We start from the raw sequence: 13,989 nt of genomic DNA on the forward strand, positions 1-13,989 counted from the left end.
TGAACGCGGCGCTAAACGCGTAGCAAGCCTGGAAAAGGTGTAAACGATGTCCCCGGTCTAATGTGTAAAGGATGTACCGGTCTCTACAGTGAGGGGCTCTTTTCAGGCGTTTAGATCATCTCCGGCAGTGAAGAGAGGATTTTATCGAGGGTGATCGGATAGTCGCGCACCCGCGCCCCGGTGGCGTTGTAGATCGCATTCGCCACCGCCGCACTGACCCCGCAAATTCCCAACTCACCAACACCCTTGGCCTTCATCGGCGAAGACACCGGATCGGTCTCATCAAGGAAAATCACCTCCTGATGCGGGATGTCGGCATGCACCGGCACCTCATACCCGGCCAGATCATGATTGACGAAAAAGCCGAGCTTCTTGTCCACCGCCAACTCTTCCATCAACGCCGCTCCGACGCCCATGGTCATCGCGCCGATCACCTGACTGCGCGCCGCTTTCGGGTTGAGAATGCGCCCGGCCGCGCACACCGCCAACATGCGGCGCACACGCACCTCACCGGTCGCCGCATCCACCGCGACCTCAACGAAATGCGCACCAAACGTCGACTGTTGATACTGCTTGGCAAGGTCGGCAAATTCGATGCTGTCCTCAGCCACGATAACGCCGTTTTGCGCGGCATTGTGCAATGGCACGCTCTTGCTGCCGAGACGCACCTGACCGTCGACAAACTCCGCCTGATCCGCCGCCATACCCAACTTGCCAGCCACCGCCTCACGCAGTTTCATGCACGCGGCGTACACCCCGGCGGTCGAGCAGTTGGCACCAAATTGCCCACCGGAACCAGCCGACACCGGAAAGCTCGAATCGCCCAGATGCACGCTCACATCCTTCAAACCAACGCCCATCATCTCGGCCGCGGTTTGCGCGATGATCGTGTAGCTGCCGGTGCCGATATCGGTCATGTCGGTTTCCACCGTGATCTTGCCATCGCGCTCCAGCCGCACTCGCGCGCCCGACTTGACCAGCAGGTTGTTGCGGATCGCCGCCGCCACACCCATGCCGATCAGCCAGCGACCCTCACGCCGTGTACCCGGTTGCGCATTGCGCTTGTCCCAGCCGAATTTCTCTGCACCGGTTTGCAGGCACTCAATGAGACGCCGTTGTGAGAATGGCCGCTCGGTTTTCACCGGATCGACCTGCGTGTCGTTGAGAATGCGGAACTGGACCGGATCAAGTTTGAGCTGCTCGGCCATCTCGTCCATGGCGATTTCCAGCACCATCAGCCCCGGCGTTTCACCGGGTGCACGCATGGCGTTGCCTTCGGGCAGATCCAGTGGCGCCAGACGCATGCTGACCCGCCGGTTTTCAGCCGCATACAGCAACTGACTCGGTTGCGCCGCGACCTCAACCTTGCCTTCCGCCAGATTGCCCGACCAGCCTTCGTGAGCGATCGCGGTGAGTTTGCCGTCCGCCGTCGCGCCCATGCGAATGCGCTGAATCGTCGCCGGGCGGTGAGTGGTGTTGTTGGCGATCTGCGGGCGGGCGAGGGCGACCTTCACCGGCCTGCCAGCCATGCGCGCACCGAGGGCGGCGAGGATCGCATCGGCGCGCACGAACAGTTTGCCGCCAAAACCACCGCCAATGTATGGCGAAATCAGCCGGACTTTTTCCTTGGGCAGACCGAGGGTGGCGGCGATGTCTCCGACGCTCCAGGCGATCATCTGATTCGATGTCCACAAGGTCAGTTGATCGCCTGTCCACGCGGCCAGAGTGGCGTGCGGCTCCATCATCGCGTGGGACTGATCCGGTGTGGTGTAGGTCTGATCGAACTGCACCGGCGCGGCGGCAAACGCCTTGGCGAAATCACCGTGGCTGACGTCGGGCAGTTCCTCTTTCGGCTCGATACCTTGGTCGCGCACGCTGGCCAGATCGAATTCGCCCTTGGCCGCGACGTAATCAACTTTGACCATCTGCGCAGCCGCACGGGCCTGCTCGAACGTCTCGGCAACCACCAGCGCGACGGCCTGGTGGTAGTGCTGAATCTCCGGCCCGGCCAACAAATGCGCGGCGTTGTATTTACCTTTGCCCAGTTTGCCTGCGTTGGCAGCGGTAACAATGGCGAGCACACCGGGTGCGGCTTTGGCTGCCTCAAGATCGATGTTGTTGATCCGCCCCTTGGCGATGGCCGAGCCGACCATAAAGCCGTAAGCCTGATTGGCCACTGCCTCATGTTGTTCATAGGCGTACGGCGCCTGCCCGCTGGTTTTCAGCGGCCCTTCGATGCGGTCGGTGGGTTGGCCGATGACCTTCAACTGGTCGATCGGGTTGGTGGTGGCGGGCGTGTCGAATTTCATGCTTCATCCCTCGCTTGCGCCAACACCGAACCGAGCGTGCGCTCGACCAGGGTCAGTTTGAATTGGTTGTCGTGGGTCGGCGTGGCACCGTCGAGCAGGCGTGCGCTGACGGCTTTGGCGCCTTGGGGCAGCAACGCTTCGGCGGCTTCAACCCGCCATGGTTTCGGCGCGATACCGCCGACGGCGATGCGGCCGCTGCCGTCCTTTTGCAGGATCAGGCCGACCGATACCAGCGCAAACGCATAGGACGAGCGATCTCGCACCTTGTGATAAACGTGGGTGCCGCCGAGCGGCGCGGGCAGTGTCACCGAGGTGATGAACTCGCCTGGCGTGAGGCTGGTTTCGATGTTCGGCGTGGTGCCCGGCAATTGATGAAAATCGGCCATGGCGATGCTGCGGGTCGTGCCATCGGGTTTCACCGTTTCAATCTGCGCATCGAGGGCACGCATGGCAATCGCCATGTCACTCGGGTGCGTGGCGATGCACGCGTCGCTGACGCCGATGATGCCCAGTTGCCGACTGACCCCGCCGATCGCTGCGCAACCGCTGCCGGGTTGGCGTTTGTTGCAGGCCTGATTGGTGTCGTAGAAGTACGGGCAGCGCGTGCGTTGCAGCAGGTTGCCGGCGGTGCTCGCCATGTTGCGCAGTTGTCCGGAAGCCCCAGCGAGCAAGGCACGGGAGAGCAGGGCGTAGTCTTTTCTGATGCGCGCGTCGGCAGCCAGATCGGTGTTGCGCACCAGCGCGCCGATGCGCAAGCCGCCTTCGGGCGTGGCTTCGATCTGGTCCAGGCCAAGGTGATTGACGTCGATCAGGTGCAGCGGGGTTTCGATGTCGAGTTTCATCAGGTCGAGCAGGTTGGTGCCGCCAGCGATAAACCGCGCACCTTCGACTTGAGCGGCTTGTGCGGCGGCCGCGGCGGGGGAGTGGGCGCGACTGTAATTGAACGGTCTCATGCCGGCACCTCCGCGACTTCGGTGATGGCCTCGATGATGTTCGAATAGGCACCGCAGCGGCAGATATTGCCGCTCATGCGTTCCTGGAATTCTGTGGCGATCAACTGCGGCGCCTCGGTAAGGCTTTCACTGACGTGGCTGGGGATGCCGTCGCGGATTTCCTTGATAACCGCCACTGCCGAGCAGATCTGCCCCGGGGTGCAATAGCCACACTGGTAGCCGTCGTGTTTGATGAACGCGGCCTGCATCGGGTGCAGATTGTCAGGCATGCCGAGGCCTTCGATGGTCGTAATCTCGCTGCCTTCATGCATCACTGCGAGGGTGAGGCAGGAATTGATTCGCCTGCCATCGGCAATCACCGTGCAAGCGCCGCACTGGCCGTGGTCGCAACCTTTTTTACTGCCGGTCAGGTGCAGGTGCTCGCGCAGGGCATCGAGCAGGGTGGTGCGGGTGTCGACGTCAAGCGCACGCGGCTTGCCGTTGACGTTGATCGTCACTTTGCTCATGGCCGGTTGCTCCAGATTGGCCGCGTAGGCCTTGAGGCTGATAAACGGCGGCATCGCGAAGGCGGTTGCGGTCACGGCGCCGAGGATCAGAAATCCGCGTCGGGAAATCGTCATGGTTCGAATCCTTTTCTCTCTTCATCAGGGCAGCAGGGTCGTGGATGGCCCAAGCGGGCAGCCAGCGTCATCGCCGGTCTCGTTAAGGAGTGACTGCCGGGAAGAGGAAAAGGTTTTTGCGGATTTGCGCTATAGAGTTATGCGTGTGGCTCATTAATCGACGGTACGACACAACCCCCCTGTAGGCCTTCGCCTGCTCGCGATAGCGGTGTGCCGGTCGCTATACGTTCACAGGTCTACCGCTATCGCGAGCAGGCGAAGGCCTACAGGGATCTGTGTGGTAACCACCATTTCATTCACAACGTGAACCCTGTGGGAGCGAGCTTGCTCGCGAAGAGGCCGGCACATTCAACCTCTTCACTGACTGAACGGACGCCTTCGCGAGCAAGCTCGCTCCCACAGGGGAATGGCTGTACCTGGCTAATGCGAGCCAACCACCATATGCGTAAACGGCGCCACATACGCCTGCAACGTCACCAGTCCACCGACCAGGATCGCCAGCACAATCGAGTGGAAGAACACGTAGCGCAGAATCTCGCCTTCATGCCCATACCAGCGGGTCGCGGTGGAGGCGACCACGATCGACTGCGCATCGACCATTTTGCCCATCACCCCGCCGGAACTGTTCGCCGCCGCCATCAACACCGGGCTGATCCCGAGCTGTTCCGAGGTGACCCGCTGCAAGCCGCCAAACAGCACGTTCGACGCGGTATCCGAACCGGTCAACGCCACACCCAGCCAACCGAGCAACGTGCCGAACATCGGATAGAAAATCCCCGTCGCCGCAAACGCCAGACCCATGGTCGCGTCGAGCCCCGAGTAGCGCGTGAGAAATCCCAGCGCCAGCATCGCCGCAATGGTGATCAGCGAAAACCGCACCACCCACAACGTGCGCAGGTATTGCTTGATCAGTTGCGGAATCGAGTAGCCCATCAGCAAACCGCCAACAATCGCTGCCAGCAAAATCCCGCTGCCGGTGGCGGTGAACCAGGTGAACTTGTACACCGCCTCTTCCGCTTTCGGTGCGGCAACTACGGGCGGGACTTTCTCGATTTGCAGGTGCAGGGTGGTGAAGGTCACCGCCGGCGCGAAGATCGGATTGGCCTCGTTCACCGGTTTACCCGTGGGGTCGAGTTTGGCCGAGTGCGTGACGGGATCAATCGCTGGCCGCACATCGAAGATGTTCTTGAAGCCCTGCGTGCCCCAGGCGAACACGAACACGGTGAGGATGATCCACGGCATCCACGCGCGCATCACCGCCGGGCGCGCCTGATCGCTGAACGCGGCGCTGGCGGTGACTTTCTCTTCTTCGACTTTGGAGTTATCGACTCGCCCTGAAAGAGCTGCCGAGGTGTGAATGGTCGCCGGTTTCCACACCTTTAAAAACAACGTCAGACAAGCCATGGAAATCAACGCGGCGATCACGTCCACCAGCATCGGCCCGTGATAGTTCGACACCAGAAACTGCGGCACGGCGAAACTCACCCCGGCCACCAGAATCGCCGGCCAGATCTCCAGCATCTTGCGCCACCCGGCGAACGCCCAGATCAGCCAGAACGGCACCAGCACCGAGAAAAACGGTAACTGCCGACCGACCATCATCGACAGCTCCATTTCATCCAGCCCGGTGACTTTGGCCAAGGTAATGATTGGTGTGCCTAGCGCGCCGAAGGCCACTGGCGCGGTGTTGGCGATCAGCGCCAGACCCGACGCGGCCAAGGGCGAAAAACCGAGACCAATCAGAATCGCCCCGGTGACCGCCACCGGCGTGCCAAACCCCGCCGCACCTTCGAAAAACGCACCGAAGCAGAACGCAATCAGCAGCAACTGCAAACGTCGGTCATCGGTGATCCGCGCTAGGGAATCCTGCAGCACTTTGAACGAACCGTTCTCGGTGGTCAGGCGATGCAGAAAGATGATGTTGAGGACGATCCAGCCGATCGGCAGCAAGCCATTCGCCGCGCCAAACAACGCCGCTGAGCCGGCCATGCTCGCCGGCATGCCGAAGGCAATAATCGAAATCAGCAGGGCGGACGCCAGCGCTAGCAGCGCCGCGAGATGCGCCTTGACGTGAAAGAACGCCAGCGCCGCGAGCATCACCACCACCGGTACGGCGGCCATGAGCGTGGAGATCACCGGATTGCCGAACGGGTCGTAGATTTGCTGCCAGACCATGGTCCACCTCTGCTTGTTGTTATTGAGGGCGCAGATCCATTGCGTGGGGCTTGGTTGCAAGGAGTATAGGTGGCATTTCGCCGCCGTTCGGGCGGCGCGGGCGGGGCGACAAACGGTCGCTAGTGGCCACTGAATCAACGGCGGTTTACCCGGTCGTATCTGCGGCTGCGCTCACCGCGTCCTGAAGGCGCGGGCAGCGTCGCCGATTCCGTCGTCAAGACCTTGGTTTTAGGGAAGTGTTGAATGAAGCGCGCTACAACGATGCTGCTGACCGTGACCGCCGCCGTGATGCTCGGTGGCTGTGTCGCGGACTTTGATGATGACCACCGCCATGGCCGGCATTACGACCGCGATCATGGCCGCAACTACGACCATGACCGGCGCTGGGATGATCGCGATGATCGCCGCGACGGGCGTCGTTACTACCGTGATCGCGATGATGATTGACTGAGTTCTGCGCGCTCGATCAGGACAACAGTCGCGCAGACGTAAGGGGATGGACGCAATGATGGCAATTCAGTAGCATCGCCATTTTTTTGTCCCCCTCCCCAAGGATGATCATGTCTGTCGCTTTGCTGTTGCGCCGTTCACCCGTTGTTATCGGTGCTGTTCTGTCGGGCCTCCTGCTGTCGGGATGCACACAGATGGGCACCTATCAGGATTCGGCCGAACCTGATGCCGCTAAGCTGCGCTTTGTCGCCAGCACCGATAACGCCTCGGTGGATTACTACGATGCAGAGCATTGCGATGGCCAGACCACCGGCTTGCTTAACAACCTGTTTATTGTCGACAGCACGCGCCGGGTCGGCATGAGTGTGGCGCCCCCGGAAAAGGCCAAGAGCTACCTGGAAATCAAACTGCCGCCCGACAAGGAAATGTACTTGAAGATCAACACCCAGACTGGTTATGCCGTGTGCGGGGCGGGTTTCAGCTTCAAACCTCAGCGCGATACAGAATATGAGCTGACCTTCGACCTCAAGGGCCGCCAGTGTTCGACGCTGATGCAGCGTGTGCAACGCATCGACGGCAAGGACGTGCGCACGCCGATCCCGATAAAACTCGAGGGGCTGGCGGCCTGTGCCGGGCGCAACCCGATCTTTCCCAAGCCGCCAGTGCTGCTGCCGGATACGCCGGAGCGGACGGTCATGATCGACCGCATCGTCAATGGCAGCCTCTTCGTGGTGTTGAAGTCCGACGCGAAGACGCGCGCCGCGACGACGTTTACGCCGGAAAAACTCGATTCACTGGTCAGCGAGCGCAAGGCGAAAATGGGCTTTGAACTGCCAGACGATTACTGGACGCTGTACCGTCAGAATCTAGACGCGTTCAACATTGAGGGTTCCGCGATTGCCAGCGAGGCAATCACCCGTTCCAGCGACGAGTATCGCAAACGACTGCGCAGTATCGACGACAAGCGCTTGAAAGAATGGTCTGCCGTCGATGGTACTTCCGGCAAGCGTGGCAATGCGGTGCAGGCCGACATGGAAACCGGCATGATCACGTACTACTTCCAGTCGTCCAAGCAGGTCATGGGCGAAACCGTCATACGCCATCTCGACCGTATGGCCAAAATGGATGCGCAGTACAACGTCTGCTCGCGCTACGCCGAGTGCTGGAAGCGCTGAACGGCGCAATTCTGATGTGAAAAAGCCCACTGCGCGGAAATGGCCAGTGGGCTTTTTTGTGCGTGTTGCAATTAAAAGTGAGCGCTCGCCCGGACGCTGGATCGCGCAGGCACGGAGGCCTCGATGTCCAGCAAATGGGTGGCGAGAATGTCGCTCAGAAAACGGAACTGATCGTTGATGCCGACCACTTCATTACTGAAATGATTAGTCGCGGCGGGCATCAGCAGATCTTCGAAATCTTCGTTGAACACCAGTGCCTGCGCTTTATGCGACACAACGTGCTGGTCGTAATAGTTGCTGCCGAACACCGGGAAACTCACGGAGAGTGTGACGTGGGTGTGAATCATGCTGTGAACTCCTCGTTGTGTTTCGGATGGGTCAATCGTGCCTTTGATGGGCGGTGGGCGGAAGGCAATCGTCGCGATGGTGAATATCGATGGCATTGATGGTTGTCGCAGACCACTGTGGGAGCGAGCTTGCTCGCGAAGGCGTCGAGCCAGTCGATTCATATGTGTCTGATACACCGCATTCGCGAGCAAGCTCGCTCCCACAGGGGATCTGCGGAGTTTTCGCGACAGCGGACAAATGGTCCGACGCCCACACCTATACTCAGATCTGCATCCTCCCTGTTTAAAGGAAACCACCACCGTGAACCCGCGTGCGCTGCTCGTCGCCGCATTGTTGTTGCTGGCCGGCTGCGCCACCTCGGCGCGGGCGCCGGTGTCGGCGCCGCAAGCCGTGTTGGTCTCGCCGCAGACCTGGCAGCAGATCGACCGGGAAATCGTCAGCGCCTCGCAGCAGTCCACCGAGCAAGTCAAAGTTTTCGCCCGTGGTTCGATGGAACATTGGCGCACTCGGGTCTATCAGCAAACTGAAGAAAATTTCATCCCGTGGTTCAGCAGCTACTGGACTCAGGAATGGCTGTCGATGAAAGTCAGTTGGTACACGATCAATGCCGGTGGCGAACAGGACGCGTCGGCCAAGCGGTTGGCGGCGTATCTGCTTGAGCAATATCAGGAAAGGGTGCTGGCACCGGTGGCGGTGGAGATCGATCCGGATGCGATTCTCGGCCAGGCGACGGCGTTCTATGCGCAGTTGATGGCGCAGCAGATGCCGCTTATCGCCCAGCGCCATGGTGTGCCCGTTGGTCAGCTCAACGGACGCTTGCAGAAAGTCCCCGCCATCGCACTGGGCCCGCCGCCGGCGCGCGATGCTTCGTTGTTTCAAGTGATCAGCACGGAACCGTTGAACACCTTGCCGGCCTATGCCGCGCTGATCGACAAGATTCACACCGAGGGTGGCTCAAAGGGGATTGCCTCGACGGATGCTGGCATGGCGCCGGTGGCCAAACGCGCCAGCCAACGGATGGAAGCGGAAATGGCCCCGCGCGGCGCGGCCAGCGCAGTAGCCGCTGCGGCCGGGAAACTGGCTGGCGGATTGATTTCGGTGGGTGTGGCCGGCATTCGCGCGATCATCCAGGCCAATGACCGGCCTGACAGTGAAGCGTTGATCCGCAGCAGTCTGGGCAGCACCTTCGACAAGGCCTGGCTGAAACTGGTGCAGAACCCGACCACCGGCGTCATGGCCGGCACGCTGCACATGGCCGGGCAGGTCGAGCGCAATCTGGGTGGGGGCGATGAACCGTCGGTCGGCTTGGGCGTCAATCCTGTCGAATGGCAACCGCCGCAATCGACTAACCAGCAGATCGAACCCAACGTGCAAGGAGAGTGATCATGGCTTACATCGATATTTTCGTAGCGCCGGTGCCGACTGCCAATCGTGAGCAGTACAAAAAGCACGCCGAAATTGCCGCCGTACTGTTCAAGGAGTACGGCGCCCTGAGCGTGGCCGAATGCTGGGGAGACGACGTGCCGGACGGCAAGCTCACCTCGTTCCCGATGGCGGTGAAGCTCAAGGAAGGCGAAACCGTCGCCTCGGGCTGGTTGATCTGGCCGGACAAAGCCACCCGTGATGCCGGCATGGCAAAAATGATGGAGGACCCGCGCATGCAGCCCGATGTGAACCCGATGCCGTTCGATGGCCAGCGCATGATCTACGGCGGCTTCCAATACCTCATCGAACCCTGAAGCCACCGCAAATCTATTGTAGGAGTGAGCCTGCTCGCGATAGCGGTGGGTCTGTCAATGAAGCATTGAATGTGCAAACGCCATCGCGAGCAGGCTCACTCCTACAGGTACGGTGTTCACTCGGTTGAGGGGGTGATTCGGCAGCTTTTTCGGTTGCGGATCTGCTCGTCCGTCGGGCGTTCACGGACGAACTCGAAGCGCGGCTCACCCTCGCTGTAATGCACCAGCCAGCCCCATTCCAGTTCGCTTTCGTCCTGCCCGGGTTGCGGCGGCCGGGCCCACCACGGTTCTTTGCTGAGGACCTCGCGCATGACGGTCTCCGGTTGATGGCAATCCTTGAACTATAGCTACCTGTCACGAGTCGTCAGATCAGGCTGTGTAGAATCCGGCGGAACACTTTGAACAGGGAGCAGGGCCATGACCGATGAAGCGAAGCGACTGTTTTTCGCCCTCGATTGCCCGCCGGCGCAACGCAAGGCGATCGCTCAATGGCGCGGGGAGCTGGGGTTGCGAACCGGTAAGCCGGTGCCGGCGGACAACTTTCATCTGACGCTGCTGTTTCTCGGCGCGGTGCCATTGGTGCAAATCAACGATGTCTGCGAGGCGGCCGGGCAAGTGCGTACGCCAGGAGAGGCGCTGAAGATTTCGCTGGATCGCATGCAGGTCTGGCATCGCGCCGGGGTGTTGTCGCTGGCGCCGGAGCAAGCTCCGCAGGCGTTGTTGCGCTTGGTTTATGCGTTGGAGCAGGCCATGTTGCCCTTTGGTTTGGAAGAGACACCGCGCGAATTTCGTCCGCACCTGACCTTGGCCCGTGATTACCGTGCGCCGGAGCCGGAATCCGCCACGCCGCCTGAGTTCTTCCTGCGTGCCGAACGCTTCGCGCTGTTCGAATCACACAAGGGTCGCTATCGGATTTTGCAAGACTGGCCGCTGATCTGAAGGCGCAAAAAAAGGCGCCCGAGGGCGCCTGAGAATTCACCTGAGCCGAGGGAGCCAGGTGAGGCCGTTCATAGCAGGGTGCAGCGGTGGTAAGGCGCTGCGTGAACGGGAAATTTTTACACTGATCGTTCCCACGCTCTGCGTGGGAATGCCTCTTGTGACGCTCCGCGTCACGCTTTGGGACGCAGAGCGTCCCGGACTGCATTCCCACGCGGAGCGTGGGAACGATCATCGGCTCACTTACCGAGTTTCACCCGCGTCCAGCCGCGGGTCATGATTCGCTGGGTGGCAATCGGCTGATCCGGCACCGCATACAGCGTCGCCATCACCGCTTGCGACGGATACGAACCCGGGTCGTTGCGGATCGCTTCATCCACCAGTGGCGTGGCCGCCGCGTTGGCGTTGCTGTAGCCGTTGCTGTTGGTGATCTCGGCGATGATGTCCGGGCGCATCAGGAAGTCCATGAACAGGTAAGCGTTCTCGACGTTAGCGGCATCGCGCGGGATCGCAACCATGTCGTAGAAGCTGCCGGCGCCTTCCTTGGGAATGCTGTAGTCAATCACCACGTTGTTGCCCGATTCCACCGCGCGGGCCTTGGCCTGCAGCACGTCGCCGGAGTAACCGACCGCCACGCAGATGTTGCCGTTGGCCAGATCGGAGATGTATTTCGAGGAATGGAAATACGCCACGTTCGGGCGGATCTTCATGAACAGCGCCTCGGCTTCCTTGATGTGTGCGGTGTCCTTGTCGTTCACCGGATAGCCCAGGTAGTGCAGGGCGGCCGGGATCATTTCGGTCGGCGAGTCGAGGAAACTGATGCCGCAGGCTTTGAGCTTTTCAGCGTTTTCCGGCTTGAACAGCAAATCCCAGGAATTGGTCGGGGCATTGGCGCCGAGCACTTCCTTGACCTTGGCCGGGTTGAAACCGATGCCGATCGAGCCCCACATGTACGGGAACGCATGGGCGTTGTCCGGATCACTGGCGGCGGCGTTTTTCAGCAGCACCGGGTTGAGATTCTTCCAGTTCGGCAGTTTGGATTTGTCCAGGGTCTGATAGACGCCAGCCTTGATCTGCTTGGCCAGGAAACTGTTCGACGGCACGACCAGGTCGTAACCGGACTTGCCCGCCAGCAACCGCGCCTCAAGGGTTTCGTTGCTGTCGAAGACGTCATAAGTCACGCGGATGCCGGTCTCGTCTTCGAACTTCTTGACGGTGTCCGGCGCGATGTAATCGGACCAGTTGTAAACGCGCAGCACCTTGTCGTTGGCCTGGGCGCCCATGACCATTGCGCCCATTAAGGACAGTGTCAGCAGAGTCCTGCCAAACATTTTCATCGGTACAACTCCATTCTTCTTATTCACATTGCACGAAGCCCCCTCACCCTAACCCTCTCCCAGAGGGAGAGGGGACTGACCGAGGGGCTGACTACATTTGTGTAGGAGCTGTCGAGTGAAACGAGGCTGCGATCTTTTGATCTTTCACATCAAGGTCAAAAGATCGCAGCGTGCCGCAGCTCCTACAGGGTTATGCGGTGGCGGCTTGTTGCGGTTGCTGCCACGACTCGTTCGCGGTCTGATCCATTGCTTCCTGAATCGCTTTTTTGCGGTTGGCTTCTGCCTTGCGGCCGAAGTACCAGACCAGGAAGGTCACCAGGGAAACCGCCAGCAGAATCAGGCTCGCCACCGCGTTGATCTCCGGCTTCACGCCCAGACGCACTGCCGAAAACACTTCCATCGGCAGGGTGGTCGAACCCGGTCCGGAGACGAAGCTCGCCAACACCAGGTCATCCAGCGACAAGGCAAACGACATCATTCCGCCCGCCGCCAGCGACGGCGCGATCATTGGAATGGTGATCAGGAAAAACACCTTGAACGGCTTCGCACCGAGATCCATCGCCGCTTCTTCGATCGACAGGTCCAGCTCGCGAAGGCGGGCGGAGACTACCACCGCCACATAGGCTGCACAAAACGTGGTGTGGGCGATCCAGATGGTGACAATCCCACGCTCCTGCGGCCAGCCAATCAACTGCGCCATGGCCACGAACAGCAGCAACAGCGACAGACCGGTGATCACCTCCGGCATCACCAACGGCGCGGTCACCAGACCACCAAACAGCGTGCGACCCTTGAAGCGCGTGACGCGAGTCAGCACGAAAGCGGCGAGGGTGCCCAGCGCGACTGCAGCAATCGCGGTGTAGCAGGCGATTTCCAGCGAGCGCACTACCGAGCCCATCAGTTGCGTGTTGTCGAGCAAACCGACGTACCACTTCACCGACCAGCCGCCCCAGACTGTCACCAGTTTCGAGGCGTTGAACGAGTAGATCACCAGAATCAGCATCGGCAGATAAATGAACATCAAACCGAAGATCAGCATGAATTTGGAAAAACCGAAGCGTTTCATCCCCGTGCCTCCATCTCTTTGGCCTGGCTGCGGTTGAACAGCAGAATCGGCACAATCAGGATCAACAGCATCACCACCGCCAGCGCAGACGCCACCGGCCAGTCGCGGTTATTGAAGAACTCTTGCCACAGCACGCGACCGATCATCAGTGTCTCCGGGCCACCGAGCAGTTCTGGGATCACGAACTCACCGACCACCGGAATGAACACCAGCATGCAGCCGGCAATAATCCCGTTCTTGGCCAGCGGCACGGTGATTTTCCAGAAGTTGTTGAAGTTGCTCGAACCCAGGTCCTGCGCGGCTTCCAGCAAGCTGCCGTCGTGCTTGACGAGGTTGGCGTACAGCGGCAACACCATGAACGGCAGGTAGGCGTAGACCACGCCGATATACACGGCCGTGTTGGTGTTGAGGATCTCGATCGGGTGATCGGTCAGCCCCGTCCACATCAGAAACGCATTGAGCAAACCGTTGTTGCTGAGGATGCCCATCCACGCGTAAACGCGGATCAGGATTGCCGTCCAGGTCGGCATCATGATCAACAGCAGCAGGACGTTTTGCGTTTCCTTGCCGGTCTTGGTGATGGCGTAGGCCATCGGGAAACCGATCAGCAGGCACATCATCGTGCTCAGCGCCGCGACCTTCAGCGAACCGAGATACGCCGACAAGTACAGCTCGTCTTCGCCGAGCATGGTGTAGTTGCCGATGTTCAGCAGCAGCTGGAATTTCTGTTCGGCGTAGGTGTAGATCTCCGAGTACGGCGGGATCGACAGCGCGGCTTCCGAGAAGCTGATCTTCATCACCAGGAAAAACGGCAGCATGAAGAACAGGAACAGCCAGATGAACGGAATGCCGATCACCAGTTTTCGCCCGCTGGGCACCAG

14 protein-coding genes are annotated in these 13,989 nt (G+C 60.3%); 5 read left to right on the forward strand and 9 right to left on the reverse strand.

Translation table 11 applies throughout. From position 1 onward, the window contains the following. Positions 1–110: 110 nt before the first annotated feature. From paoC to FGA82_RS18165, 4 genes are all read right to left on the reverse strand, one after another. On the reverse strand, positions 111–2,309 hold the full coding sequence (gene paoC / locus FGA82_RS18150; RefSeq protein WP_141128118.1) for an aldehyde oxidoreductase molybdenum-binding subunit PaoC: 2,199 nt from the start codon (positions 2,307–2,309) through the stop codon (positions 111–113). Then, positions 2,306–3,262 carry an FAD binding domain-containing protein gene (locus FGA82_RS18155; protein ID WP_141128119.1) on the reverse strand — a complete coding sequence of 319 codons (957 nt, stop codon included), beginning with the start codon at positions 3,260–3,262 and terminating at the stop codon, positions 2,306–2,308. Before FGA82_RS18155 ends, paoC begins: the two co-directional genes overlap by 4 nt. After that, positions 3,259–3,882 (reverse strand): aldehyde dehydrogenase iron-sulfur subunit PaoA, encoded by a 624-nt coding sequence (gene paoA / locus FGA82_RS18160; RefSeq protein ID WP_141128120.1) that lies wholly within the window; start codon positions 3,880–3,882, stop codon positions 3,259–3,261. Before paoA ends, FGA82_RS18155 begins: the two co-directional genes overlap by 4 nt. Before the next feature lie 420 nt (positions 3,883–4,302). Then, positions 4,303–6,057 (reverse strand): L-lactate permease, encoded by a 1,755-nt coding sequence (locus tag FGA82_RS18165; protein ID WP_141128121.1) that lies wholly within the window; start codon positions 6,055–6,057, stop codon positions 4,303–4,305. A gap of 243 nt (positions 6,058–6,300) precedes the next feature. Between FGA82_RS18165 and FGA82_RS18170 the strand changes: the two genes are divergently transcribed. Next, on the forward strand, positions 6,301–6,504 hold the full coding sequence (locus FGA82_RS18170; RefSeq protein WP_064120858.1) for a hypothetical protein: 204 nt from the start codon (positions 6,301–6,303) through the stop codon (positions 6,502–6,504). A gap of 113 nt (positions 6,505–6,617) precedes the next feature. Further along, complete coding sequence (locus tag FGA82_RS18175) at positions 6,618–7,682, forward strand: hypothetical protein (RefSeq protein ID WP_249384262.1); 1,065 nt, start codon at positions 6,618–6,620, stop codon at positions 7,680–7,682. 71 nt (positions 7,683–7,753) lie between these two features. On the opposite strand, the gene FGA82_RS18180 is transcribed toward FGA82_RS18175, so the two are convergent. Further along, a complete protein-coding gene (locus tag FGA82_RS18180) occupies positions 7,754–8,029 on the reverse strand; it encodes a hypothetical protein (protein WP_141128123.1) in 276 nt (91 codons plus the stop codon). Positions 8,030–8,330: 301 nt separating this feature from the next. Between FGA82_RS18180 and FGA82_RS18185 the strand changes: the two genes are divergently transcribed. Beyond that, positions 8,331–9,413: a hypothetical protein gene (locus FGA82_RS18185; RefSeq protein ID WP_141128124.1), complete on the forward strand. Its 1,083-nt coding sequence runs from the start codon at positions 8,331–8,333 to the stop codon at positions 9,411–9,413. Between the two features lie 2 nt (positions 9,414–9,415). Continuing rightward, complete coding sequence (locus tag FGA82_RS18190) at positions 9,416–9,769, forward strand: DUF1428 domain-containing protein (protein ID WP_095118352.1); 354 nt, start codon at positions 9,416–9,418, stop codon at positions 9,767–9,769. A 116-nt stretch (positions 9,770–9,885) separates the two neighbouring features. Here FGA82_RS18190 and FGA82_RS18195 read toward each other — a convergent pair whose 3' ends face one another. Further along, positions 9,886–10,080: a hypothetical protein gene (locus tag FGA82_RS18195; RefSeq protein ID WP_141128125.1), complete on the reverse strand. Its 195-nt coding sequence runs from the start codon at positions 10,078–10,080 to the stop codon at positions 9,886–9,888. Between the two features lie 106 nt (positions 10,081–10,186). Here FGA82_RS18195 and thpR point away from each other — a divergent pair, with 106 nt between their 5' ends. Next, positions 10,187–10,708, forward strand: coding sequence for an RNA 2',3'-cyclic phosphodiesterase (gene thpR, locus FGA82_RS18200; protein WP_141128126.1), 522 nt, complete (start codon positions 10,187–10,189; stop codon positions 10,706–10,708). A gap of 236 nt (positions 10,709–10,944) precedes the next feature. Here the strand turns inward: thpR and FGA82_RS18210 are convergent, their stop codons facing one another. From FGA82_RS18210 to FGA82_RS18220, 3 genes are all read right to left on the reverse strand, one after another. After that, on the reverse strand, positions 10,945–12,042 hold the full coding sequence (locus FGA82_RS18210; protein WP_034155530.1) for a polyamine ABC transporter substrate-binding protein: 1,098 nt from the start codon (positions 12,040–12,042) through the stop codon (positions 10,945–10,947). A gap of 190 nt (positions 12,043–12,232) precedes the next feature. Then, positions 12,233–13,108 (reverse strand): ABC transporter permease subunit, encoded by an 876-nt coding sequence (locus FGA82_RS18215; protein WP_122598593.1) that lies wholly within the window; start codon positions 13,106–13,108, stop codon positions 12,233–12,235. Then, positions 13,105–13,986 (reverse strand): ABC transporter permease subunit, encoded by an 882-nt coding sequence (locus FGA82_RS18220; protein WP_371042493.1) that lies wholly within the window; start codon positions 13,984–13,986, stop codon positions 13,105–13,107. The genes FGA82_RS18215 and FGA82_RS18220 overlap by 4 nt, the downstream gene beginning before the upstream one ends. Between the last annotated feature and the right edge of the window lie 3 nt (positions 13,987–13,989).

Origin of the sequence: Pseudomonas fluorescens (genome assembly GCF_005938625.1) — a bacterium.
Lineage (GTDB): Bacteria > Pseudomonadota > Gammaproteobacteria > Pseudomonadales > Pseudomonadaceae > Aquipseudomonas > Aquipseudomonas fluorescens_BD.